This window comes from Streptomyces sp. NPDC088707, assembly GCF_044752725.1.
Lineage (GTDB): Bacteria > Actinomycetota > Actinomycetes > Streptomycetales > Streptomycetaceae > Streptomyces.
Genome location: NZ_JBIVLV010000001.1, coordinates 442,023 through 466,896 on the forward strand (window position 1 = coordinate 442,023; position 24,874 = coordinate 466,896).

Consider the following 24,874-nt stretch of genomic DNA (forward strand, 5'->3'; position numbering starts at 1 on the left):
ATGGCCCCGTTCTTCGGCGGGTTGACGGCCAGCGGCCTCTCCCGCGCGGCGCTCGCCATCCACCAGCCGCCGACCGACCTGTCCAGCTCGTACGGCGGGAAGCTCGGCGAGGTGAAGTTCGAGTTCAACCCGGATCAGCTCCAACTGAGCCGGTCCGCGCACTGGTTCACCGAGCAGGCCGTCGCGTACGACCGGGGTGCGCCGCCCAAGTTCACCGGCAGCGAGCCGGCCCAGCTCCAGCTGGAGGTCTTCCTCGACCGCTCGGGCGACCCGTCGTCGAACGACGTGCAGCAGCAGGTGGAGCTGCTGCTGTCCTGTTGCGAGGTGACCCAGCAGAGCATCGCCGCGAAGGCGCCTTCGCCGCCGTGGGTGCGGTTCTCCTGGGGGTCGTTCTCGACGGTGCAGTTCGTCGCGTACGTGACGTCGGTGTCGGCGACGTACACCCTCTTCAGCCCCAGCGGGATCCCGATCCGCGCGACGTGCTCGCTCTCCCTCACCGAGGTCTCCAGCGCGACCAAGAAGCAGAACCCGACGTCCGGCGCGCTGTCGGCCCGCCGGGTGCATCGCACGGTCGCCGGTGACTCCCTCGCCTCCCTCGCCTGGCGCGAGTACGGCGACGCGACCCGCTGGCGGGTCATCGCGGAGGCGAACCGCATCGACGACCCGATGCGGCTGCGCCCCGGCACCGAACTGCTGCTCCCGTCCACCACCGAAACGCCGGAGACCGAGGGCGCCTCATGAGCGAGAAGACCTTCACCACCGTCCTCCACGTGCAGCTCGACGGCACGCCGCTGCCGGACCCGCTCGCGGTCCGCCTCACCGAGGGCTGGGTGGACGCGAGCGTCAACGTACCGTCCGCGTTCCAGCTGACGTTCAGCGACAAGGACGGCACCCTCACCACGAAGTTCCCGTTCCTCAAGGTCGGCGCGATGGCGGTGCTCTCCCCGTTCACCGACGGCAGGCTCGGTGAGCCGATGCTCACCGGCGAGGTCACGGCCGTCGAGGTGGACGCGGCCCCCGGCCACGGCCGGTACCTGATCGTGCGCGGTTACGACCCCGGCCACCGTCTGCTGCGCAGCCGGCGCGTCGAGGGCTATCCGAACATGACGGCGTCCGACATCGTCCGGAAGCTCGCGGGCCTCAACCGGATTCCGCTGGGCAGGGTCGACGCGACGCCGACGGTGTACGAGCTGGCCACCCAGCCCAACATCACCGACTGGGACTTCCTCTCCCGGCTCGCGCGCGAGAACGACGTCCGGCTGTCGCTCGACCCGGCGGGGCGGCTGGTGTTCGCCGCGCTGCCCCCTGCCTCCTCGGCGCCGGCCGACACCACGCCTGCGGCGGCCAGCCCGTACGTCCTGGACTTCGGCAGCAACACGCTGCAGAGCAGGGTGTCGGTGACCGCCGCCGGGCAGGTCGGGAAGGTCGACGTGCGGGGCTGGGATCCCCGCACCAAGCAGGCGCTGTCCTCGCCGACGCCCGCCGTCGCGAGCAAGGAGATCGTCTCGGACATCACCCCGGCTCAGCTGTCCGCGCCGTTCGGTCCGGCCGAACTGGCGGCGACTGCCACGCCGTTCACCACGCAGTCGGAGGTGACGCAGGCGGCGACGGCGCTCGCCGACGACGTCACCGGGTCGTTCGCGGAGCTGGAGGTCGCCGTCACCGGCAATCCGGCGCTGAAGCCCGGGCAGCCGGTGGCCGTGAAGGGTGCCGGTTTCCCCTTCGAGGGGCGGTACACCGCGACCGGGGTGCGTCATGTCTTCGCCTCCGGGCGGCAGTTCGCCACCTGGCTGACCGTGTCCGGGCGGCAGTTCCGTTCGCTGTACGGGACGGCCTCCGGCGGCGGTGAGGCGGCGCCTCCGATGCCCGGTGTCGCGGTCGCGCTGGTCACGAACACCAAGGACCCGCTCTCCCTCGGCCGGGTCAGACTGCGGTTCCCCTGGCTGTCGGCGACGTACGAGAGCGGCTGGTGCCGGGTCGCCCAGCTCGGCGGACGCGGGGGCGGCGGTCTGATGCTCCCCGAGGTGGACGACGAGGTGCTGTGCGCCTTCGACCGGGGCTCCCTGGAACACCCCTACGTCCTGGCGGGGTTGTACAACGGCGTCGACAAGCACACCCCGGCCACCGACCGGGTGCCGCCCGTCGATCCGACCAGCGGCCGCGTCCAGTGGCGCGCCCTGACCTCCCGGACCGGGCACACCGTGGAGCTGCGCGAGGAGGGAGGCCGGACGCGCGCCTCGCACGGCATCCGGCTGCGCACCGCGAAGGGCGGGCTGAGCGTCGAGCTGAACGAGGCCCGCACCACCCTGACCATCGACAGCGACGGCACGGTGACCATCTCGGGGGCGCGGGGGGTGACGGTCGAGTCGGGGGCTGATCTGACGCTCTCGGCGACGGGGCGGATCACGCTCGACGCGGGGCTCGGCGTGAACATCAAGGCCGGGACGAAGTTCAAGGTCGCGGCTCTCACGGAGGCCGTGGTCAACGCGCCGGCCCTCATCACGATGACACCGCCGTTGCCCAACCCCCTCAAGGCGAGTCTGCCGTTCTGACGACGCTCCCGCCGCACCGGCCCATGGAATCCAGAGGAGGACCTTCCCTTGAGTGAGCACTTCGTCGGCGCGGGCTGGGCCTTCCCGCTGCGCACCGGCCCGAGCGGCTCCATCGCGCTCGTCCGGCGCGACCGGGAGATCGAGGAGTCGATGCGGCTCGTCCTCGCCACCGCGCCGGGCGAGCGGCCGATGCGGCCCGAGTTCGGTTGCGCGGTGCACGAGTTGGTGTTCGCCCCGGTCAACGACTCGACGATGGGCCGGGTCCGGTACGAGGTGATGTCCTCGCTCGACCGCTGGGAGCCGCGCATCGACGTGGAGGAGGTCACGGTCTCTCCCGCCCCCGGGGAGCCGACCACCCTCTTCATCGACATCCGCTACCGGGTGCGCGGTGCCAACAACCCGCGCAACCTCGTCTTCCCCTTCTACGTCATCCCCTCCGAGGACTGAAAGAGCCACCATGGCCCTGCCCGCACCCCATCTCGACGACCGCCGCTTCCAGCAGTTCGTCGACGACGCCAAGCGCTACATCCAGCAGGCGTGCCCCGAGTGGACCGACCACAACGTCTCGGACCCCGGCGTCACCCTGGTCGAGGCGGTCGCGCACATGGCGGACCAGCTCGTCTACCGTCTGAACCGGGTCCCGGAGAAGAACCACCTGGCCTTCCTCGACCTGCTCGGGGTGACGCTGTTCCCGCCCGCGGCCGCCCGCGCCGACATCACCTTCCGGCTCTCGGCGCCGCAGCCGGAGCCCGTGGTTTTGCCCACGGGTACGGAGGTCTCCACCGGGCGGACGGAGACGGAGGAGGCGGTCGTCTTCGCGACGGCCGCCGATCTGACCGTCGTGCCCTGCTCGTTGACGCATCTCCTGCGCCAGGAGGCGGGTGGGGCGCCCGAGGACCGCTCGCAGGATCTCCGCGGCGGTGCGGACGTGCCCGCCTTCTCTCCTCTGCCGCGCGTCGGCGATCTGCTGCTGCTCGGTCTCTCGGCGGCGGTGCCGGACTGCGTGCTCGTCCTCGACCTGGACAGCCGGGTGGACGGTGTCGGAGTGGATCCGCGCAGGCCGCCGCTGGTGTGGGAGGCGTGGACCGGGGCCGAGGGCTGGGTCGTGTGCGAGGTCGACGAGGACAGTACGGGCGGCCTCAACCGGCCGGGCGAGGTGGTGCTGCACATGCCGTCCGGGCACGCGGTGTCGCGCCTCGGTGGGCACGAGGCGGGCTGGGTGCGCTGTCGGGTCGTCGAGGCCGCCGCGGGTCTGCCGTCGTACAGCGAGTCGCCGACGGTACGGGCCGCGGAGGCGTTCACCATCGGCGGGACGGTCCGCGCGGCGCACGCGGAGGCGGTGCGGAACGAGCAGCTCGGCGAGTCCGAGGGCGTGCCGGCGCAGCGGTTGCGGCTGGCGCACGCGCCGGTCGTGGACAGGCCGCCGCTGCTGCTCCAGGTCGCCGAGCGGGCGGACAGCGGTGTCGACGAGGAGGACCCCGAGGCCGGCTGGCAGGAGTGGACCGTCGTCCGCGACTTCGCCTCCTCGCGCCCCGATGACCGGCACGTCACCCTGGACGCGACCACGGGCGAGATCGCCTTCGGGCCGTGCGTACGCCAACCGGACGGCACACTGCGGCAGTTCGGTGCCGTGCCGCCGAAGGGGGCGGCGATCCGGGCGGTCCGGTACGGCACCGGGGGCGGCCGGGCGGGGAACGTGGCCCGCTCCACGATCACCGTGCTGCGCAGCTCCATCCCGTACATCGCGCGCGTGGAGAACCGCGAGGCGGCGCGCGGCGGGGTGGATGGGGAGACCGTCGAGGAGGCCAAGTCCCGGGCACCGATCAGCCTCCGCGCGCAGGAACGGGCCGTCACGGCCCGGGACTACGAGGAGCTGGCGCGCCGTGCGGCGCCCGAGGCGGCGCGGATCTCGTGCCTGGCGGCGGACGCCGCCGAGGCGGGCGACAACGCGGTCCGGGTCCTGGTCGTGCCGCAGGCCGTGGCGGACCGGGGCGGCCGGCTGCGGTTCGAGCAGCTCGTGCCGGGCGAGGAGCTGCTGTCCCGGGTGACGGGCTTCCTCGACGAGCGGCGGCCCCTGGGCACGAGGCTGGCCGTCGGGCCGCCGTTCTACCAGGGCGTGACGGTGGTGGCGACGCTGCACTCCTTCCGGGCCGCCGAGGCGGAGCGCGTACGGGCGGAGGCGCTGGACGCGCTGTACGCGTACCTGGACCCGCTGACCGGAGGGGCGCACAGCGAGGGATGGCCGTTCGGGCGGCCGCTGCGGGCCGGTGAGGTCTTCGCGGCGCTCCAACGGGTGCCGGGCGTGGAGCTGGTGGACGAGGTCCTGCTGCATCCTGCCGATCCGCTGACCGGCCGCAGGGGTGACACGACGGACCGGATCGAGCTGGCGCCGTCCGCGCTGCTCTTCCCGTTCGACCATCGCGTCCGTGTGATCGAGGCGCGGTGAGCGGGTCCGCGCGGGGTACGGTTCCGGGCCTGGCGACCCCGTACCCGCTGGGTGCGGCGCTGCCCGCCGTCTACGCGGAGGACGACTTCGGGCAGCGGTTCGTGTCCGGCCTCGACGTCGTCCTCGCTCCGCTCTTCAACGTCCTCGACTCCCTGGAGGCGTACTTCTCTCCGGCGCTCGCCCCGGCCGACTTCGTGGACTACCTTGCGACCTGGGTCGGCGCGGAGCTGGACGGCGACGAGCCGCTTCCGCTCCGTCGCCACGCGGTCGCCTCGGCCGTGGCGCTGCACCGGGTGCGCGGCACCCGGCAGGGGCTCGCGGCGGCGGTCCGGCTCGCCTTCGGCGTGCCCCCGGAGATCACCGAGAGCGGGGGTGCGAGCTGGTCTTCCGCTCCGCTCGGGCCGTTCCCGGGGGCGCCCGTCGCCGGACTGCACGTGGTGCTCCGGGTCGCCGACCCGGCCGCCGTGGATCCGCACCGGCTGCGCGCGGTCGTGGCCGCCGCCCGTCCCGCGCACCTGCCGTTCACGGTCTCGGTGACGAACTCCCCGCCGTCCTCGGCGACCACTTCCCGTACATCCGAAGGAGCCTGACCCTGATGAGTGACGCGCCTCTGTCCCGCCCCTGCCCGGACTGCGCGAGCCCGGTGCGGGCGGCGGACCAGTCGTTCTGTGACAGCTGCGGGGCGTTCCTGCGCTGGGACAGCCCGCCCGGCGCGGCGAGCCCGGAAGGCTCTTCCACCGCCCCGTCGTCCGCCCGGTCCGCCGCGTCCGGGTCGTCCTCTTCGACCTCTTCGGTCTCTTCGGAATCCGGGGGGACGGTCCGCGACGATCCGGAGCCCACGCCGGCGGACGACGCGCCGCGGGGGGCCGCGGAGGGTTCGGCCGGGTCCCCCGCCGAGGCGACGGACAGCCGGTCCTCCGCCGGTCCGGAGGAAGTGACCGCCCCGCTGCCCGCCGTGGCCGCCGCGCCCGAGCCCGCATCGGGTCCCGCGCCCGCCCCCGTACCGGAGTCGGCGTCCGACGGGCCGTCGGACACGCTCGTACGGTCCCTCCTCGTCCCGGTCCCCGGGAACCGTCCCGTGGAGCCCGCCGTCGCGGCGCCCGTGCTCCCCGCGCGCCCGGAGGCGGCACGGCCGACGGTCCGGGCCGCCGAGGCGCCCGCCCCCGTCCAGGGCGGCACGCCGTGTCCGGCCTGCGCGCTCGCCAACACCCCGGGCCGTCACTTCTGCCGCTTCTGCGCGACTCCGATGGTCCCCGAGCAGCTCTCGACGGCCGAGGGCCCGTACGCGGGCCGGCGTCCGGGGCTCACCCGCGACCGGAGCCGCTGGATCGTCCGCGCCCTGGTCGCGGCGGGGGTGGTCACCGTGGTGGTCGGCGGCGTCGTCGGCGGTCCCCCGGCCGTCCGCGCGGTCCAGGACCACTTCGCCAAGCGGGTCCCGGTCCACCCGGTGGCCTGGGCGGCCTCCCACTCCGCGCCGAGGCAGCAGGCGAAGCTGGCGGGTGACGGGTACTCCAACACCTGGTGGGGCACGGGGTACGCGGGCGATTCGGCGGGTCAGTACATGGAGGCCCGGTTCGCCGAGCCGACCGATCTGCTGAGCGTCCTGATCACCCCCGGCAGCTCGAAGAACACCACGCAGGCCGACGGCCAGGCGACCCCGCGCACCTTCGACCTGGTGGTCAAGGACTCCTCCGGCGAGACCCACGTGTCGCAGCACCGCATCGACGACGGCGGCACCCAGCGGGTCGACGTGCGGGTACGGGACGCGCTGACGGTGCAGCTGGTGCTGCGCACGGCGTGGCGGGCCGACCCCACGAAGCAGGTGGCCGTCGCGGAGCTGGAGTTCTTCGGCAGGTCCGTGTCCTGACCCCGTGCGAGCGGGAAAGGCCGGAAATCGCGCGGCGACCCCTACCCAGGCACGGGACGAGCGAGAACGATGATCCCGGGGTACCTGACGGAAGGAGGGGTCCGTGCGCAGCTACACCGGCGTACTCGTCGGCAATCTGATCCTCGCCGCGTTCGCCGGGCTGGCCGGACCGGTGTTCCTCGTCGTGGCGTACGTCGCCTGGGCCGAGGGCGCCGAATGGTTCTGGGTGGCCGGCGCGTCGGGCGTCGGGGCGGTGGGGACGGCGATGATCCCGTTCGCTGCCGTCCGGAGCGCGCGGCAGGAGTTTCCCCGGATCACCCGGCGGAACCGTGTGGAGGACGCGGGGCCCGCGTACGGGGACGAGACCACGGTGGTGTGGGCGCCTCGCTCCCCTGGGGGTGCGCCGGGCGCGCGCCTGGTGCGGGCGGACGTCCGCGAGGCGTCGCTGGTGCGGTACAGCCCCGAAGGGGGCGCCTCGTTCACGACGTACGGGGGTGATCACGATCCGGCGGAGTTCAAGGCGACGGTCGGACTGCGACTGTGGGTCCACGACGGGGAGGACACCGGTGAGGGTTCGGCCGGCCGGGGTTCGGGGGGACGCGAGGTCACCGAGGAGGTGCAGGTGCCGTCCCTCTGTCTCTCGGCGGTCACGGCGGGCCGGCTGGCCGTCCTCGTCGATCCCCCGGACGCGCCGACGCCGGGGAGGGTCACGGTCCTCTGGCCGCGCAGCCTCCTCCTGGCGGGGACGAGGACCTGCCGGGTGATCGACCTCGACGGGCGCGTGACCGACGTGACCCGGTGCGCCCGCCGGCAACTGGAGCAGATGCGGATCTCGCGGTCGGTCGGCGGTGTCGTGATGGACGGCGACCTCATCGACCTCCGGCGCCTCGACGCGACGACGGCGGCCCGGTACGCGGCCGTGGCCCGCGACGTCATCGAGGAGCGGGCGCCGGTGTCCGAGCCGGGCGAGGAGGCCCGTCGGCTCGCGGAGTTCCTCCCGGGCGAGGAGGGAGCGTTCGGCTCCGTCCCCCGCCGCTGGTCGCGCCGCGGTGGGCACCTGGTGCTCGCCCGGTTCCTGTCGCTGCGCGGCCGGACCACGTTCCAGGACCACGGTCCGGTCCTGGACACGCTGCTCCGCGTCCGTCCGGCGGACGGCTCTCCCGCGTACGACGTGGCCCGGCGTCTCACCGTCCCGATGAACTATCTGGCGGTCCTGCACCACACGAGGGACGTCGTTCTCCGGGTCGGCCCGGGCGGCAGGTCGCAGGTGGTCGACTGGGCCCGCACCAATCTGCTCGCCGGAGTCACGACGGCCCAGGTCATCGCGCCGGACGGTCTCGGCATCCCGCTGCCGCGGCGCTCCGAGGCCCTCTGGCCCCTCATGAACCTGCTGGTCGCCCACGGCGTCTCGAACCCGACGCAGGTCCTCGACCTCCGCGAGCCCCGGATGCACGCCGTGTCGGACGCGGTGCTGGACCTGGTCCGGGGTGCGGCGGTGAAGGTGGACGGGGTGCGGCTCTAGGCGGCCCGTCGGCGCAGGGCCGGGAGCGGGCCGAACGCCAGCAGCAGGGCGAGAGCGGCGAAGCCGAACGTGAGGGTCGTGGCCATCGAGCGTGACGGGCGTACCGAGTCCTGTGCGTGGCCGGGTTATCGCGCCGCCCCGCGGGAAGGCTCGGTCGTGGCCATCCGCTCCCAAGCTCTGCTCGACCGCGTGACGCTCCTGCTCGCGGGCGAGTTCGGCATCGTTCCGGCCTCCCTCGCCGAAGGGCCTGCTGGTACGGCGACCCGCAACTTCGTGGCGGAGACGGCCGCGGGCGAACGGTGGTTCGTGAAGACGTACCCGGCCGGGACGGATCTGGACCGGGCCGAGGCCGCGGCCGGGCTCAGCGAGTACGCGCGGCTCTGCGGTGTGCCCGTCGCGCGGGCCCGTCCCGTCGTCGACGGGGAGCGGCTGGTCGCCTCGTACCGGGGGACGGCCCTCTCCGTGACGGCGTACGTCGCCGGAGCGGTCACGGCCGCCGGACGGCTCACGGGCCCGAGGTGGGAGGCGGTCGGGACGGCGGTCGGGCGCCTGCACCGGGGCCTGGCCCGGCACCCGCTCGGCCGGCCCACGCGCGGACCGAGGGACCGGTCGTTCGATCCGGCGCGCGCCCGCGTGCGGCTCACGGACCTGGTGCGCCGGTACGAGGCGGAGCCGCCGCGCGGCGGTTTCGAGCAGTGGGCGGCGAGAGCCGCGAGGGACCGGCTGGCCGCGCTGCACCACGTGGAACGGCTGCTCGAGACGGCGCCGTCGGAGACGACCTCGCAGATCGTGCACGGGGATCTGTCAGGGCCGAACGTGCTGCTGCGCGGTGATCGCGTCGCCGCCGTGATCGACTTCCACCCGCCCGGCCGGCGCGACCCGGTGTGGGAGCTGGGGCGCCTCGCGCTCGACCCCCGCACCGTGCTGACCCACGCGGACTGGCCTGAAGGCCTCGCCCGGCTCGTCGCCGCCTACCGCGAACTCCACCCGACGCCCTCGGTGGAGGAGCTGGTGAGCGTGGTGCGGCTGACGGCGGCGTACCTCGGCTGCACGGTCTACCCCTTGAACACCGTCGTCGACGGGCTGGGACCGGTCACGCCGTCCCTGGAGGCGTACGCCCGGAACCGTGTCCGGGCGGCGGTCGTCCTGCGAGAGCGGCTCGACGAGGCGGAGGAGGTGCTCCGTGACCACCTCGGGTAGCGACCACCGCCGGGCGCGGCCCGTGGAGTTCCTCGACGTCCGCCGGGTCAGCTTCGTCGAGCGTCCTCCGCCCGTCCTGACACCGTGGGAGCAGGGTGAGGTGGACCGGCTGTGGGCCGTCACGCAGGCCCGCAGTCCCACCACCTTCGACGGACCGCTGGTCGCGAGTCTGGGGATCGACCTGCCCTCACCCGGGGTGCTGGTGGCGCGGTGGGCGCGGCTCTCCTACCGGCACAGGGCCCTGCGGGTCCTCCGGCCCCCCGGAGACGTGCCGGGGTCGGTGTTCGTCACCGTGCTGCTGCCCACCGAGCAGGGGCTCGTCGTCGGCCGCGGGGCTTCCACCACGGCCGCGCCCGGCCGTTGGACGCTCCCGGGCGGCTCGGTGGAGCCGCCCGGCGACGGTCGGCCGCTCGACGGGGCGGCCCTGCGGCGGGACGCCGTGCGCGAGCTCGACGAGGAGCTCGGGGTCCGGGTCGCCGACGGGGAGGCGCGGTTGTTCGCGGTCACCCGGGGACGTCGGTTCGGCAGCCTCGGCTTCCACTTCCTCGCCCCGCCGGTGACGCGCGACCTCGTGCTCCGTCGGCACGGCGAGCTCGTGGCGGCGGAGACCGGGCACGGCGCCGGGCCCGAGCTGGACGAGGTCGCCTTCGTGACCTCGCCCTCAGAGGCGGACCGCCTCGGTCCGGGCGCGGACTATCTGCCCCAGCTCCTCCGCCGGTACGGCGACGCGGTCTGAGCCCGTTCCTGGCGGCGACGCACTCCCGCGTGCCCCGTGCGGGGACCGGCTCCGGGCGTGCTCCGCGGCCGTACGAGCGGCGTCAGGTCCTCAGCCACACCGCCGTGTCCGCCGGCAGTCGGCCGTCGGCGTCCAGGGGACCGCTCGCCAGGAGCAGTTCCTCGTGCGTGGGCAGCCCGGCCGGGGTCGCGGAGAGGTTGACCAGGCACAGCAGGCCCTCGCCGCGGCCGAAGGCGAGTACTCCCTCCGCCGCGGGCAGCCAGGTCAGGGGGCCGTCGCCGAAGCCCGCGACCGAGCCCCGCAGCCTCAGCGCCTCGCGGTACAGCGCGAGCATCGAGTCCCCGTCCGCCTCCTGCCGGTCCACCGCGTAGTCGTCCCAGTCCCGGGGCTGGGGAAGCCACGGCTCGGAGCCGGCGTCGGAGCCGAACCCGTACCAGGGTGCTCCGGCGGTCCACGGCAGCGGTACGCGACAGCCGTCGCGCCCGGGGTCGGTGCCGCCGGAGCGGGCGTGCATGGGGTCCTCGATCCGGTCCAGCGGCACCTCCGCCTCGGGCAGGCCCAGCTCCTCTCCCTGGTACACGTACACCGAGCCCGGGAGGGCCAGGGTCAGCAGCGCCGCCGCGCGGGCCCGTCGGGTCCCGAGGACGAGGTCCGTGGGTGTGCCGAAGGCCTTCGTGGCGAAGTCGAAGCCGGTGTCGGTTCGCCCGTAGCGGGTGACCGTGCGGGTGACGTCGTGGTTGCAGAGGACCCAGGTGGCGGGGGCCCCGACGGGGGCGTGTTCGGCGAGGGTGTCGTCGATGGTGCGGCGCAGCCGGTCCGCCTCCCAGGGGCAGGAGAGGAAGTTGAAGTTGAACGCGGTGTGGAGTTCGTCGGGGCGGAGGTAGCGGGCGAAGCGTTCGGAGTCGGGGAGCCAGACCTCGCCGACGAAGACGGCGCCGTACTCGTCGGCTATCGCCCGCCACGACCGGTAGATGTCGTGGAGTTCGTCCTGGTCGATGTACGGGTGGGGGTCGACGCCCTCGACGAAGTCGGCGAGGGCCGGGTCCTTGGCGAGCAGCGCGGCGGAGTCGATGCGTACGCCGGCGACTCCTCGTTCGAACCAGAAGCGGAGGACGTCCTCGTGTTCGCGGCGGACGGCCGGGTGGGCCCAGTTGAGGTCGGGCTGTTCGGGGGTGAAGAGGTGGAGGTACCACTCGCCGTCCTCGACCCGGGTCCAGGTCGGTCCGGAGAACTGGGAGGGCCAGGTGTTGGGCGGGATGTCTCCGTTCTCGCCGTGGCCGGGCCGGAAGTGGAAGAGCTCGCGTTCCGGGCTTCCGGGGCCGGCCGCGAGGGCGGCGCGGAACCAGGCGTGCTGGTCGGAGACGTGGTTCGGGACGATGTCGACGATCACCCGGATGCCGAGTTCGCGGGCCTCGGCGATGAGCTTCTCGGCCTCGGCGAGGGTGCCGAAGGCGGGGTCGATGGTGCGGTAGTCGGCGACGTCGTAGCCGCCGTCGACCAGGGGCGAGAGGTACCAGGGCGTGAACCAGACGGCGTCGACGCCGAGTTCGGCGAGGTAGGGCAGTCTCGCCCGGACGCCCGCGAGGTCCCCGGTGCCGTCGCCGTCGCCGTCGGCGAAACTGCGCGGATACACCTGGTAGATGACGGCGTCGCGCCACCAGTCGTCGGTGCGAGGCGAGTGAGGGGCTGCCACGTGACGGTCCTTTCGGGCAGGTCGGGGTTCTTCGTCGCCGGCCCGGTTGCTGCGGGGCATGGACGGCGGGCCGGCGACGAAGGCATGGGGTGGTGCGGAGGGCGCGGAACGTGGGCGGTCGGGCCGGCGGGGAGGCCGGGGTGGCGCCGGTGACGCGGAGGGCCGGTCAGCCCTTGAGGCCGCCCGCCGTGAGGCCGCTCATGATGTTGCGCTGGAAGACCAGGAAGATGAGGAGGGTGGGCACGGAGGCGATGGTGAGCGCGGCGATCAGGACGTTGACCGGGACGCCGTTGGAGAGGGAGTAGATGCCGACGTTGAGGGTCTGGCCGGCCGGGTCGGGCAGGGTGAGCATCGGCCAGAGGAAGTCCTTCCAGACCCCCACGACGGCGAAGATGGAGACGACTCCGAGGATCGGCCGTGAGATGGGCAGCACGATGGACCACAGGATTCGCATCGGGGACGCTCCGTCGATGGACGCGGCGTCCAGGAGTTCCTTGGGGATCGAGTCGAAGAAGCGCTTGAGCAGGAAGATGTTGAACGCGTTGGTCACCGAGGGCAGCCAGATCACCCAGGGCGAGTTGAGCAGGTTGCGTTCGAAGATCGGCAGGTCCAGGACGGTCAGGTACTGGGGTACGACGAGGACGGTCGCCGGGATCATCAGGGTGGCGAGCATCATGCCGAGCACGGCCTTGCCGAAGATCGGCCGGAGCTTGGAGAGGGAGTAGGCGGCGGCCACGTCGAGGACGAGCTGGAAGGCGAGGGCGCCGAACGCGTAGTAGAGGGTGTTGAGGAGCAGCGTCGAGAGGTCCATGACCTCCCAGGCCCGTGAGTAGTTCTCCGGCGCGAAGGTCTCCGGTACGAGGGTCGGCGGTGTCTGGATGACCTCCTGGGTGTCCTTGAAGCCGCTGGACACCATCCAGTAGAGGGGGCCGAGGAACGCCAGGGTGAAACCGCCGACGACGACGGCGAAGACCACCCAGTAGAGGGCTCTGCCCCGGGGGCGGGCGAGCTGCGCCGGCGAGATGAGTGTGCGTGTGGACATGCTGGTCTCCCCGGTCCTACTCGTCCTCGGCGCGGCTGAGCTTCACGTACGCCGCCGAGAATCCGGCCAGGAGTACGAGGAGGAGCAGGCCGAGCGCCGCCGCGGCACCGTAGTTGTTGAAGTTGAAGGCGTATTGGTAGATGAGGTAGACGACGGTCGTGGTCGATCCCTCGGGGCCGGCGCCGCCGGTGAGCAGGAACGGTTCGACGAAGACCTGCATGGTGGCGATGACCTGCATGAGCAGCATCAGGGAGAGGATCAGGCGCGTCTGCGGGATGGTGACGTGCCAGATCTTGCGGAACAGCCCGGCGCCGTCGAGCTCGGCCGCCTCGTACAGCTCGCCGGGGATGCTCTGGAGCGCGGCGAGGTAGATCAGGGCCGCGCCGCCCATGTTCATCCAGGTGGAGGCGATGACGACGGAGAGCATGGAGAGGTCGGGGTCCTGGAGCCATTGCTGCTCGGGGAGGTGGAGGAAGCGGAGGAGCTCGTTGAGGAGGCCGTAGCCGGGGTCGTACAGGTACTTGAAGAGGAGTACCGAGGCGACCGGCGGGAGCATCACGGGCAGGTAGACGAGCAGGCGCAGGTAGCCCTGGCCGTGGTGGAACTCGTTGATGACGAGGGCGACGACGAAGGGGACGACGAAGCCGAAGAGGAGGGCGAGCACGGTGAACAGGAGCGTGTTGCGCCAGGCCTGCCAGAAGGCGGGGTCGTTGACGACGGTGACGAGGTTGTCGAAGCCGACCCAGGTCGACTGTCCGCTCTCGGTCTTCTGGAAGGCCAGGAGGAACTCCCTGACCATCGGGTACCAGGAGAAGAAGGCGAAGCAGAGCACGGCGCCGATGAGGAAGCCGTGGGCGGTGAGGTTGCGCCGCAGGCTCTTCGCGAAGCGGGCACGGCCACCGGGGGGTACGGGTCCCGCCGCGGCCGGCGGGGAGTGGCGGGCGCTGCCCGTCGTGCTCGGGGTCAGGCTGGGGGCCGACATCGTCGCTCCTTGGTACTGGTCTGCCGGGGTGGTCCTGGGAGGGGTGGAGGGCCGGTGGGGGCGGGCGGTCGGTCCGCCCCCACCGGTGGCCGTCACTGGGTGGCGAGGACCTGGTTGACCTGTGCCTCGGCGGTGGCGAGGAGCTTGTCGATGTCGGCGTCCTTGTTGGTGAGGAGGCCGGACATCACGTTGTCGAGGACCTTGTAGACCTCTTGGGCCTTCGGCGGCTCGGCCTTGCCGGCGACGGGGTTGTCCATGAAGGACTTGAAGTTCTGGACCGGCATGGTGGCGTTGGCGACGCGTGCGGCGTCGTCCTTGGCCTTGGAGTCGTTCAGCCAGAAGTTGGGCTGCGGGACGCCGACGGGGAGGGCGTCCCGCTTGGTGCGGGCCCAGTCGAACTGGCCCTTGCCGACGGTGAGGTTCTTGAAGTTGAGCCAGGCGACGGCGGCCTTGATCTTGTCGCCGGAGATGCCCTGCTTGATCATGTAGTTGTTGCCGCCGGCCAGGGTGTTCTTCTCGCCGGGGATGGGGCCCATGCCGAAGTTCTCGTACGTGGCCCCGAGTTGCTGGACCATGTACGCGATGTCGTCGGGGGCGGCGAGGAACATGCCGAGCTTGTCGGTGGCTATCTGCTTCTGGAGGTCGCCCCACTTGAGCAGCTGGGTCTTGCCCATGCTGTCGTCCTCCCAGCGCATGGCGTGGAGGTTCTCGGCGACCTGCCTGCCGAGCTCGTTGTTGAAGGCGGCCTTCTTGCCGCTCGCGTCGACGACCTCGCCGCCGATGCTGTACATCTGGGCGGTGAAGTGCCAGCCGCCGGTGTTGCCGGCGCTGTACTCGCCGAAGCCGGCGACGCCGTTGCCGAGTCCGGCGATCTTCTTGGCGGCGGCCCGGACCTCTTCCCAGGTGCGCGGCGGGGCGTCGGGGTCCAGCCCGGCCTGGGTGAAGAGCTTGCGGTTGACCAGCAGACCCATCGTGTAGTTGCTGGTGGGCAGGCCGTACAGCTTGCCGTCCTGCTTGAGGGAGCCGAGGACGTTCGGGTCGATGTCCTTGAGGAGCGGGACGCTCTTGTCGTTGACGTACGCGGTGATGTCCGCCGCGCCGTTCTCGGAGAGCACCTGCGGCAGGTCGGTGAAGTAGGTGTAGAACACGTCCGGCTGGGACTTGGCCTTGAGCATCGCGGTGAACCGCGGCGGCTCCAGACACTGGCCCGGGGTGGAGCGGCCCTCGATGGTGACGTTGGGGTACGTCTTGTTGAACTCGGCGACGTCCTCCTTCCACTCCTTGAGCTCGGCCGCCTTCGCCGCGGGGGGCATGCAGTCGATCGTGAGCGTGACCTTGGTCTTCGGGTCCAGCGGGGCGGTGGGGTCGGAGGACCCACCGCCCTCGGAACCGCCGCTGCCGTTGTTGTTGCTGCTGCTCGTGCCGCAGGCGGCGAGCGCGGTCAGCGTGAGCGCGGAGACGAGGGTGACCGCGCTGGCGCGGCGCGTACGGCGGAACCGGGCACTTCTCATGGGTGGTCCCCTTCGGGCCTGAACGTGGAGGTCGCCCCACCGCCTGTGCGTTTGTGGGGCGTCGCACACTCAACCACCATCAACAAGTGAACGCAAGATATCGCGCTGGTTTCGTAATTGCCTGACAGTCAGGGGCCGATGCGCCGGATTGGGCGCTCAGGAAACCGACAGTTCAGGGGCACGAGGCCGGGGCCACAGGGCTCCTCACGGAAGGCGGACGACAGAACGCACGCAAGACCGATGCAAGTGGCTGCAAGCCACCTGCATCGGCCTCGCGAGGGTGAGGGCGGGATGTCCCGCCGCCCGGACTACGGGTTGACGTTGATCTTGAAGGTGGAGGTGGTGTTACGGATGTCCACCGCGTTGCCGCTCAGCCGCAGGCCGTTGAAGGTCACCTCCCCCACGGCGGGCCCCTGCCCCGACTCGGGCATCTCGTTGGCCCACAGGCCGAACCCGGACCTGGCGTCGAAGGCGTCACCGCTCTTGCGCGCGCCCGTGATGGAGACGTCCGTGAACACGGTGTCCTTGATGGGGAACTGTGGCTGACCGCCCACGTAGTTCGTCTGGAACATCACCCCGCTGTACGTGGGGTCGACGATGTCCACATGGCTCACCCTGATGCCCTGGAAGACCTTCGACGCGGAGAACACCCAGATGCCGGGGAAGGTCTGGGAGCCCCAGAAGTGACCGCCCGCCCGGACGATGGAGATGTTCTCGAAGGTCGTGGGTTCGGTCCCGAAGCCGTTCATGGGATAGCCGAAGTCCAGGGACGAGATGGTGATGCCCGCGTAGACGAGCGTGTCGGCGATATGGATGTTGCGGAAGGTGTTGTTGTAGCCGCCGTAGACGGCCACGCCCGCCGCCCGCCACGTCAGGGTCGTGGTGAGGTTCTCGTAGACGTTGTTCTTCATGTCGGCGCCGCCGGCGTCGATCGCGGAGAACAGGGCGAAGCTGTCGTCACCCGTCGCCCGCGCGTCGTTGTTGACGACGTGGTTGTCCGTCGAGCCGTTGGTCATGTTGATGCCGTCGGCGAACATGTTGCGGATTCGGGAGTTCCTGATGGTGATCCGGTCGGTGTTGGCGCCCCAGTAGAGGCACACCATGTGCTCGTTCCAGATGTCGTCGATGACGATGTCGGTGACGTTCGCGAAGTCGAAGACCTTGCCCGGTCCGTCGATGCGCGAGGTGTAGTTCCCGAAGTAGGCGAAGCCCTTGAACAGCGAGCCCTTGGCCGCCGCCTCGGCACGGAAGCCGACGTCGGTGTTGTCCTGGGCCGACGGCGCGTGGAACGTCGTGAACCACGGTCCGGCGCCGACCACCTTGACCGGCTTCCCGTACACCTGGAACTTGCTCGCCGTCTGGTAGTCGCCCGGCGGCAGATAGACACCCACGAGCGTGCCGGTGGTGTCCATCCGGACCTTGTCCAGGGCGTTCTGCACGTCCTGGTGCCCGAATCCGGCCGGCACGGTGTACGTGGCCGGGTCCGGGTTCCCGACCGGGGCGACCTGCTCCAGGTTCACGAAGTCGATCGCGTACGTGGAGGTGTTCGCGGCGTCCTTCTGGAGCCGGATCCTGCTGCCGGCCGGGACGGTCTCACCGAGGAGCAGGTGCGCCTCGTCGTAGATGTGGCGCGGTGCGCCCGCGCTCGGGGAGTTGCCGGGTCCGGCCTCGGCGCCGTACAGCCAGGCGTACTTCGACGTCAGCGGGAGCGACTTCTTGAACACCCCGTCGACGTACACGTTGATGGTGGAGTCGATGCCGCCGCCGCCCGCGGAGTCCGGGATGGAGAAGCGGGTCACCAGGGTGTTGGTCGAGCGCCGGGTGGTGAACTCGACGTACTCCCCCGTCGCGTCCAGGCTGACGGCCTTGCGGCCTGAGGCCTCGCCCGCGATGTCGCCGATGGTGCGGTTCGGCCCCGCGACGGTGGCTCCGCCGCCGACGGTGCCGTCCTCCGCCTCGTACATGTCGTACGGCATGTTGGCGCCGCGCCCGACGAAGAGGGGCTGCGTGGAGGTGTTGTTGGCGCGCTTGACCGGGAGTTCGTTGGCGTCGTCGGCGACGACCGTCTTCACCGTGTAGGAGCCGTTGGCAGCCGTCCACGGACCCAGGTTCACCTCGGCGCCCGCACCGGCCGCGAGGGTGCCGTTGTGGGTGCCCGTCAGGGTCTTGACGGTGGCGCCCGTCGAGTCCGTCAGGGTGAGGGTCACGCCGTGGGTGCCCGCGGCGCTCGCCGCGGTGCCCTGGTTCTTCAGGGCCACCTTGAAGGTGACCGTGTCGCCGGCGGCCGGGCTGGACGGTGACGTCGTCACCGAGGCGGCGACGAGGTCGGAGCTGGACACCGGCGCGACCACCAGGGCGGCGGGGCGGGTGTAGGTGTTGTTGGACTCGTTCTGCTCGATGACGGCGTTCGCCTCGTCGGCGACGGCGCTGAGCTGGTAGCTGCCGGCGTCGCGAGCTCCGATGGAGGCGCTGACCGTGGTCTGGGCGCCGGCGGCCAGGGCGCCGACCTGCGCGGTGGCGACCTTGGTGCCGCCGAGGCGCAGCGCGACGGCGCTGGCCGGTGCGGCGGCCGGGCCGCTGTTGCGGACGGTGGCGCTGACGGTGATCGGGTCCGACTCGACGGGCGAGGCGGGCGTGGTGGTGAGGCCGGTGACCTCGAGGTCGGGGTTGGGGGCGGGGACGCCGATGACCTGGAACTCGGCGAGCTGGCCCGCCGCGGAGCCGGTGTTGGCGGTGAACCTCAGCTGGACGTCGGCGACGCGGGCGGAGACGGGGATGGTGACGGTGTTGCCGCTCGCCGGGTCGAAGGTGTAGCTCTTGGCGGCCGTGACGCCGCTGAAGCCGGTGGCGCTCTGCTCGCGGCCGAGGACCTCGACGGTCTGGCTGCGGGTCGACCAGGCCGTGTCCGGGTTGAGCTTGAGGACGAGGCTGTTGACGTCCGCGTTGGAGCCCAGCTTGACGGTCAGGGTGTTCGGGTAGCTGCCGCCGGAGCCTTCCCAGTAGGTGCTGACGTTGTTGTCGTTGGCGTTGGCCGCGACGAAGGTGTGCACGACGGAGGAGGCGCTGATCTCCTTGCCGACGGCGAGGTTGGAGCCGCCGCCGCCGCTGCCGGTGCGGGTGACGGCGTTGCTCTCGGTCGACCGGTTGCCCGCCGCGTCCTTCGCGCGGACGCGGTAGGTGACGGTCGCGGAGGGCGGCTGGGTGTCGGTGTAGGTGGTGACGTTCCCGGCGACGCTGCCCCGGAGGACGTTGTCGGCGTAGACGTCGTAGCCGGTGACTCCGGTGTTGTCCGTGGAGGCGTTCCAGGTCAGCTTGATCTGGCCGGCGGTGGGCTCGGTGAACGCGAGGTTCGCGGGCGCCGTCGGTGCCTGGGTGTCGCCGGTGTCACCGGTGCGGGTGACGGCGTTGCTGTCGGCGGACTGGTTGCCCGCCGCGTCCTTCGCGCGGACGCGGTAGGTGACCGTCTGGTTCGCCGGCCGGGTGTCGGTGAAGGTGGTGACGCTCCCGGCGACGCTGGTCAGCAGGGTGCCGTTGGCGTAGATGTCGTAGCCGGTGACGCCGGTGTCGTCGGTGGCGGCGTTCCAGGTGAGCCGGATCTGATCGGTGGCCGGCTGGGTGAGGGCGAGGTTCGCGGGTGCGGACGGCGCCTGGGTGTCTCCCGAGGTCGGCCCGTAGATCTCCAGCTCGGAGAGCTGGGCGGCGGGCTGGACGGAGTTCGCCGTGACGAGGACCCGGACGTACCGGGTGGTGGTCGCGTCGAAGGTGATCGTCGCGGCCCGTCCCCCGGCGGCGTCGAAGGTGTACGCCTGGGAGGCGGTCAGATCGGTGAAGGCGGTGCCGTTCGCACTGCCCTGGATCTTGAGGGTCTGGCTGCGCGCGCCCCAGCCGTCGGGAAGCCGGAGGACGACCCGGTCGACGCGGACGGACGAGCCGAGGTCGGCCTGGATCCACTGCGGGAGGGCGTTGTTGGCGCTCTCCCAGTAGGTGGCCCGGTTGCCGTCGTTGGCGTTGCCCGCCGTGTACACCTCGGTGTGGCTGCTCGCGGTCAGGGTGCGGCCGCTCGCCAGGTTGGCCGAGGATCCGTCGGCCGCGTGGACCTCCAGTTCGGAGAGCTGCGCGGCCTGCCAGCCGGTGTTGGCGGTGATGTGGACCCGTACGAACCGGGCCTGGGTGGCCGGGAAGGAGACCGTCACGGTGTTGGCCGCGCCCGGGGCGAAGGTGTAGGAGGCGGAGTTCCTGAGGGTGGCGAAGCTCGTGCCGTCGGCGCTGCCCTGGACGGACAGCGTCTGGTTGCGGCTCTCCCAGCCGGCGGGCAGTTTCAGGACCACCTCGTCCACGCGGGTGGTGGCGCCGAGGTCGACCTGGACCCACTGGGGCAGGGTGCTGCCGGCGCTCTGCCAGTACGTCCCCTGGTTGCCGTCGGTGATGTTCGCGGCGCCGTACTCGGCGTGGGATCCGGACGCCGCGGCGGCGTCGCCCAGGGCGATGTTGGGGCCGCCCGCCGCCTGGGCGGACATGAGGGGTCCTCCCAGGGCCAGGAGGCTGGTCGCGATCACGGCGCTCAGGCCCCGTGATCTCCAGTGGTGGAAACTCATCCGTCCTCGCTCTCGATTCATGTGCACGGGGTCAGCCGGTCCGGTTGACGACGAACTGGGAACCGGGCTCGACGAGGACGTCGCCCTCGGCCGAGTTGGTGATGGTGACGCCGGTCAGCGTCGCGCTGCCGCGGGCGCCGCTCATCGCGAGGATCCCGGAGCCGTTGACCGACTTGTCGATGCGGACGTTGGTGATCTTCACGTCCGGCATCTCGCCGCCACCGGTCTTGAACTGGATGCCGTCGTAGGTCGAGTCGAGGATCTCGGTGTCCCGGATGGTGACGCCGGGGATGGGCTGGCCCTGGGCGAAGAGGGTGATGGCGCCGAACTCCTGGTCCTCGTTCCAGAACGCGCCGCCGGTGCGGTGCAGTGCGTTGTTGGAGATGAGGGTCTGGCCGGAGAAGGGCAGCGGGTCGTGGTCGGTCGCGAGCATGATCCCGGGGTAGTTCATGGTGTCCGAGATGATGTTGTTCTCGATGGTGTTGCCGTAACCGCCGTATACCGCGATGCCGTTGGCGCGCCAGGGCAGCTGGATGGTGTTGTTGCGGAAGTGGTTGTCGTGGCCGACGTCGACCGAGGTGTCCTTGACGTACTTGCTGGCCCAGACGGCCAGGGCGTCGTCGCCGGTGTTGCGGAAGGACGAGTTGAAGACGGTCGAGTTGCGGGTGCCGTTGGCGAAGTTGATGCCGTCGGCGTAGGTGTTGCGGATCCGCATGCCGGTGAACTCGAGACCGTCTCCTGGGCCCCACAGTTCGGGGATGTTGGAGTAGTCGCGGCCGGCCCAGACGCCGACGTTGGCGTGCTCGATCCAGACGTTGCTGATCTTGGTGTCCTTGCCGAAGCGTCCGTTGAGGCCGACGCCGCCCTCGGCGTTGCCGTCACCGCCGCGGATCGCGCCGGAGCCGAAGATGGCGATGTCGGAGATCTGGGTGTTGTGGTCGATGTCGAAGCCGAAGTTGCCCTCGTGGGGGTGGTTGATGCCGCCGGCCTCGTGCGGCGGGGTGAGGGTGTAGAGCTGGGAGTGCCACATGCCCGCGCCTCGGATGGTGACGTCGCGGATGCCGACCTGGTTGAACTGGCCGCGGTTGAGCGGGTCGTCGGTGAGGATCTTCTGCTCCTGGCGCCACTGGCCGGCGGGGATCCAGACGCAGGGGATCTGGCCGTTCTGGTCGGCGGTCACCGCGCGCTGGAGGGCGTCGGTGTCGTCGATGCCGTCGTTGGGGACGGCGCCGTACTCGGTGATGGAGACGCAGTTCGCCGGCTTGGCGGCCGGGGGTGCGACCTGCTCCAGGTCGATCAGGTCGATGATGTAGAAGGACGCCGAGTCCCCGGCGTCGCGCTGGAGGCGGAACTTCGTTCCCACCGGGTACGACTGGGCCAGCAGGGCGTGGGACTCGTCGAAGAGGCGCCGGGCGTCGCCGCCGGGGCGGTTGGTGAGTCCTTCGGGGTCGTCGGTGCTGCCGTAGAGCCAGCTGTGCTTGGACGACAGGGTCAGCTTGCGGACGAAGACGTCGTTGGCGTAGAGGCTGATCGTGGCGTCGGCGCCGCCGCCCGCGGCGGCGTCGGGCACGGAGTTGCGGACGACGACGGAGTTGGCCGGGTTGGTGGAGGTGAACTCGACGAACTCACCGGTGGCGTTGAGTCGGACCGACTTGCGGCCGGAGGACTCGGTGGCGAAGTTGGTGTGCCCGAAGGTCCGCTTCTGGTCGGCGGTGAGCAGGGTGCCCTGGTAGCGGGCGTCCTCCGCCTCGTACTCGGTGTACGGAACCGCGGCGCCCCGGCCCACGACGAGGGAGCGCGAGAAGACGTTGTTCGTCTCGTCGGTCTCGGTGAGGGTGCCCGTGGCGTCGGCGGTCGCGGTGAGTGTGGCGCCGCCGGTGGTGGCGGTCCAGCTGCCGGTGATCGGCACGGTGACCGTCTGGCCCGCGGCGATGGTGCCCGTGGTGCCGCTGAGGGTGGTGGTGCCCGCGGTCAGCCGGGTGACCGTTCCGGCGGCGGTGGTCGTGCCGCGGTTCTGGACGGCGACGGTGAAGGTGACGGCGGAGCCGACGGCGGGGCTGGTCGGGTTGCTGGTGATCCCGGTGACCCGCAGGTCGGGGCCGGGGCTCTGGCCGACGACCAGTTTCGTGGCGGCGGTCCGGCTGTTGTTCCCGTTGTCCTGCTCGGGGACGGTGTCGGTCGGATCGACCACCGCCGAGACGGTGTACGAGCCCATGGGCCGCTTGCCCACGGTGACCGGGACGGTCGCCGAGGCGCCGGCGGCGAGTGCGCCGACCTGGGCGGAACCGGCCACGGCACCTTCGACACTGACCTCGACGGTCGTGGCGGCGGCCGCCGCGGTGCCGGCGTTGCGCACGGTGGCGTTGACGGTCACGGTGTCCGTCTCGGAGGGGGTGGACGGAGACCAGGTCAGATCGGTGACGGTGAGGTCGGGGCCGGGTGCCGCCGCGCCCACGACCTGGAACTCCGCGACCTGGGCGCCGGGGGCGCCGGTGTTGGAGAAGAAGGTCAGCCGCAGGTCGGCGTAGCGGCCCGTGACCGGGATGGTGACGGTGTTCTGCCCGGTGGAGGGGTTGAACGCGTAGTCGGCGCGTGCCTTGAGCGAGGTGAAGCCGGAGGCGGCCTGCTTGCGCCCGAGGACCTGGATGGCCTGGGTGCGCGGGCCCCAGACCTGAGCCGGGTTGAGCTTGACGACCACGGCCGTGACATCGGCGTCGGCGCCGAGCTTCACGGTCAGGTCGGCCGGGAAGCCGGCGGATTCCCAGTAGCTGGTGGTGCTGTCGTCGTTGGCGTTGGCCGCGACGTACGTCTGGGTCGTGGAGCTCGCCTCGATGGGCTTGTTGCGCGCGAGGTTCGTGCCGGTGGGCGGCGGGTCGACCGGGCCGCCGCCGCTCTCGCCGTAGACCTCGACCTCGGAGAGCTGGGCCGCGTTCCAGCCGGTGTTGGCCGTCACCTGCACGCGGACGTACCGGGTCGTCGTGGAGGTGGTGCCGACGGTGACGGTGTTCGACGCGGAGGGGTCGAACGCCCGTGGCTGGGGCGCGGCGAGGGTGGTGAAGGTGCTGCCGTCGGTGCTGCCGAGCACGGCGACGGTCTGGGAGCGGGCCTCCCAGGTGGTGGGGAGCTTCAGGACGACGCTGTCGACGCGGGTTCCGGCGCCGAGGTCGACCTGCACCCACTGCGGGAACGATCCTGCGGGGCCTTCCCAGTAGGACTGCTGGCCGCCGTCGGTGACGTTGCCGGCCGGGTAGGCGGCGTGGGCGCCGGATGCCGTGGCCGTTCTGCCGAGGGCGAGGTTGGTCGCGGCCGCCGCGTAGGCGGTGACCGGAAGGAGTCCGACGGCGATCAGTCCGGCTATCAGGACGCCGATCGTCAGCCGCCAGCTCAGGATTCTGCCTCTCATATGGGCCTCTCCGTCTGCTGGGCCACCGGTTGGGAGCCGGCACACGGCCTCTCGCCAGGAACCCAGCGGAACTCTGACAATGAATGACGGCGAATGACAGACTTATTGAGTGTTTCAGTTAATCTTTTGCGCCGCCGGGGTGTCAGGTTTCTAGCAGGTCACCGCTTTGTCAACAGCCGTGACAGAAACGGGGGTTGGGCCCTCGCATCCGCGCAGGTCAACGAGAAACGGCTCCGGCGCCGGGGAGGCGGTGAGGCCTCCCCGGCGCCGGAGCCGGGGAACGGTGAGCGGAGGGGTCAGACGGTCGGCGGCGGCGCCGTCGAGCCGCGCACCACGAGTTCGGGCTCGAAGAGGAGCTCACCGGGGTCCGTCTGCGTGCCCTGGATCTGGGCGCAGAGCAGCTCGACGGCGGCGCGCCCCATGGCCTCGATGGGCTGGCGCACGGTGGAGAGCGGCGGCTCGGTGCAGTTCATGAACGCGGAGTCGTCGAAGCCGACGACGGACACCTGAGAGGGGACCGAGAGTCCGCGGCGCCGGGCCGCCCTGATGGCGCCGAGGGCGAGGGGGTCGCTGGCGCACACGATGCCGGTGACGCCCCGCTCCAGGAGGCGGGTGGCGGCGGCCTGCCCGCCTTCGAGCGAGAAGATCGACCGTACGACGTACTCGTCCGGCAGTTCTCCGCCGGCGGCCTCGGCCACGGCGCGGGCGGCTTCGAGCTTGCGGCGCGAGGGGACGTGGTCACTGGGGCCGAGGACGAGGCCGATCCTCTCGTGCCCGAGGGAGGCCAGGTGGCGCCAGGCCTGCTCGACGGCGACGGCGTCGTCGCAGGAGACGCAGGGGAAGTTGAGTCCCTTGATGGAGGCGTTGATCAGGACCACCGGGATGTTGCGCTCGGCGAGCTGGTGGTAGTGGTCGTGCGGGGCGTCGGCCTGCGCGAACAACCCTCCGGCGAAGACGACTCCGGACACCTGCTGCTGGAGCAGGAGGTCGACGTAGTCCGCCTCGCTGACGCCGCCCTTGGTCTGGGTGCACAGGACCGGGGTCAGTCCCTGCTGCGCGAGCGCGCCGCCGATCACCTCCGCGAACGCGGGGAAGATGGGGTTCTGCAGCTCCGGCAGGACGAGTCCGACCAGGCGCGCGCGCTCGCCCCGCAGCTGCGTGGGCCGCTCGTATCCGAGCACGTCGAGCGCGGTGAGGACGGACTGCCGTGTCGCCTCGGAGACACCGGGCTTTCCGTTGAGGACACGGCTGACCGTCGCCTCGCTGACTCCCACCTTCTTGGCCACTTGAGCAAGTCGTCGCGTCATGAACGCAAGAGTATCGCA

General features: G+C 71.5%; 16 protein-coding genes. 9 read left to right on the forward strand and 7 right to left on the reverse strand.

What is annotated here, in order from left to right; all coding sequences use genetic code 11:
- The 9 genes from ACIP84_RS02130 (at position 1) to ACIP84_RS02170 (ending at position 10,323) form a co-directional block, all read left to right on the forward strand.
- Complete coding sequence (locus ACIP84_RS02130) at positions 1-741, forward strand: LysM peptidoglycan-binding domain-containing protein (protein WP_073905653.1); 741 nt, start codon at positions 1-3, stop codon at positions 739-741.
- Positions 738-2,552 carry a VgrG-related protein gene (locus ACIP84_RS02135; RefSeq protein ID WP_401793440.1) on the forward strand — a complete coding sequence of 605 codons (1,815 nt, stop codon included), beginning with the start codon at positions 738-740 and terminating at the stop codon, positions 2,550-2,552. The genes ACIP84_RS02130 and ACIP84_RS02135 overlap by 4 nt, the downstream gene beginning before the upstream one ends.
- Positions 2,553-2,600: 48 nt before the next feature.
- Positions 2,601-2,999, forward strand: a complete 399-nt coding sequence (locus tag ACIP84_RS02140) for a GPW/gp25 family protein (RefSeq protein WP_030317086.1) — start codon at positions 2,601-2,603, stop codon at positions 2,997-2,999.
- A gap of 10 nt (positions 3,000-3,009) precedes the next feature.
- Entirely contained in the window at positions 3,010-4,998 is a 1,989-nt protein-coding gene (locus ACIP84_RS02145; RefSeq protein WP_401793442.1) for a putative baseplate assembly protein, read from the forward strand.
- Complete coding sequence (locus ACIP84_RS02150) at positions 4,995-5,588, forward strand: phage tail protein (RefSeq protein WP_355966870.1); 594 nt, start codon at positions 4,995-4,997, stop codon at positions 5,586-5,588. The genes ACIP84_RS02145 and ACIP84_RS02150 overlap by 4 nt, the downstream gene beginning before the upstream one ends.
- Before the next feature lie 344 nt (positions 5,589-5,932).
- Entirely contained in the window at positions 5,933-6,865 is a 933-nt protein-coding gene (locus tag ACIP84_RS02155) for an NADase-type glycan-binding domain-containing protein (protein WP_355966872.1), read from the forward strand.
- A 103-nt stretch (positions 6,866-6,968) separates the two neighbouring features.
- Positions 6,969-8,387 (forward strand): hypothetical protein, encoded by a 1,419-nt coding sequence (locus ACIP84_RS02160; RefSeq protein ID WP_401793444.1) that lies wholly within the window; start codon positions 6,969-6,971, stop codon positions 8,385-8,387.
- A 156-nt stretch (positions 8,388-8,543) separates the two neighbouring features.
- Positions 8,544-9,587 carry a phosphotransferase gene (locus tag ACIP84_RS02165; protein ID WP_355966877.1) on the forward strand — a complete coding sequence of 348 codons (1,044 nt, stop codon included), beginning with the start codon at positions 8,544-8,546 and terminating at the stop codon, positions 9,585-9,587.
- A complete protein-coding gene (locus ACIP84_RS02170) occupies positions 9,571-10,323 on the forward strand; it encodes an NUDIX hydrolase (protein WP_401793446.1) in 753 nt (250 codons plus the stop codon). The genes ACIP84_RS02165 and ACIP84_RS02170 overlap by 17 nt, the downstream gene beginning before the upstream one ends.
- Positions 10,324-10,405: 82 nt before the next feature.
- Here the strand turns inward: ACIP84_RS02170 and ACIP84_RS02175 are convergent, their stop codons facing one another.
- The 7 genes from ACIP84_RS02175 to ACIP84_RS02205 all read right to left on the reverse strand — a co-directional run bounded on the left by ACIP84_RS02175 (position 10,406) and on the right by ACIP84_RS02205 (position 24,856).
- Entirely contained in the window at positions 10,406-12,016 is a 1,611-nt protein-coding gene (locus ACIP84_RS02175) for a glycoside hydrolase family 13 protein (protein ID WP_401793448.1), read from the reverse strand.
- Between the two features lie 166 nt (positions 12,017-12,182).
- Positions 12,183-13,058 carry a carbohydrate ABC transporter permease gene (locus tag ACIP84_RS02180; RefSeq protein ID WP_355966884.1) on the reverse strand — a complete coding sequence of 292 codons (876 nt, stop codon included), beginning with the start codon at positions 13,056-13,058 and terminating at the stop codon, positions 12,183-12,185.
- Between the two features lie 16 nt (positions 13,059-13,074).
- Positions 13,075-14,040, reverse strand: coding sequence for a carbohydrate ABC transporter permease (locus ACIP84_RS02185; RefSeq protein ID WP_401793449.1), 966 nt, complete (start codon positions 14,038-14,040; stop codon positions 13,075-13,077).
- A gap of 92 nt (positions 14,041-14,132) precedes the next feature.
- Positions 14,133-15,551 carry an extracellular solute-binding protein gene (locus ACIP84_RS02190; protein WP_355966889.1) on the reverse strand — a complete coding sequence of 473 codons (1,419 nt, stop codon included), beginning with the start codon at positions 15,549-15,551 and terminating at the stop codon, positions 14,133-14,135.
- Positions 15,552-15,859: 308 nt separating this feature from the next.
- The gene (locus ACIP84_RS02195) at positions 15,860-20,146 is read right to left on the reverse strand and encodes a discoidin domain-containing protein (RefSeq protein ID WP_401793451.1); all 4,287 of its coding nucleotides are present in this window, start codon (positions 20,144-20,146) and stop codon (positions 15,860-15,862) included.
- Positions 20,147-20,177: 31 nt separating this feature from the next.
- Entirely contained in the window at positions 20,178-23,549 is a 3,372-nt protein-coding gene (locus ACIP84_RS02200; RefSeq protein WP_401793454.1) for a CARDB domain-containing protein, read from the reverse strand.
- A gap of 296 nt (positions 23,550-23,845) precedes the next feature.
- Complete coding sequence (locus tag ACIP84_RS02205; protein WP_187624817.1) at positions 23,846-24,856, reverse strand: LacI family DNA-binding transcriptional regulator; 1,011 nt, start codon at positions 24,854-24,856, stop codon at positions 23,846-23,848.
- Positions 24,857-24,874: the final 18 nt, after the last annotated feature.

What these genes read in the sequence shown, in the direction of transcription:
- ACIP84_RS02190 (WP_355966889.1), bottom strand. Translation starts at nt 15,551, where the DNA reads ATGAGAAGTGCCCGGTTCCGCCGTACGCGCCGCGCCAGCGCGGTCACC.
- ACIP84_RS02130 (WP_073905653.1), top strand. Translation starts at nt 1, where the DNA reads ATGGCCCCGTTCTTCGGCGGGTTGACGGCCAGCGGCCTCTCCCGCGCG.
- ACIP84_RS02145 (WP_401793442.1), top strand. Translation starts at nt 3,010, where the DNA reads ATGGCCCTGCCCGCACCCCATCTCGACGACCGCCGCTTCCAGCAGTTC.
- ACIP84_RS02185 (WP_401793449.1), bottom strand. Translation starts at nt 14,040, where the DNA reads ATGTCGGCCCCCAGCCTGACCCCGAGCACGACGGGCAGCGCCCGCCAC.
- ACIP84_RS02200 (WP_401793454.1), bottom strand. Translation starts at nt 23,549, where the DNA reads ATGAGAGGCAGAATCCTGAGCTGGCGGCTGACGATCGGCGTCCTGATA.
- ACIP84_RS02205 (WP_187624817.1), bottom strand. Translation starts at nt 24,856, where the DNA reads ATGACGCGACGACTTGCTCAAGTGGCCAAGAAGGTGGGAGTCAGCGAG.
- ACIP84_RS02195 (WP_401793451.1), bottom strand. Translation starts at nt 20,146, where the DNA reads ATGAGTTTCCACCACTGGAGATCACGGGGCCTGAGCGCCGTGATCGCG.
- ACIP84_RS02180 (WP_355966884.1), bottom strand. Translation starts at nt 13,058, where the DNA reads ATGTCCACACGCACACTCATCTCGCCGGCGCAGCTCGCCCGCCCCCGG.
- ACIP84_RS02135 (WP_401793440.1), top strand. Translation starts at nt 738, where the DNA reads ATGAGCGAGAAGACCTTCACCACCGTCCTCCACGTGCAGCTCGACGGC.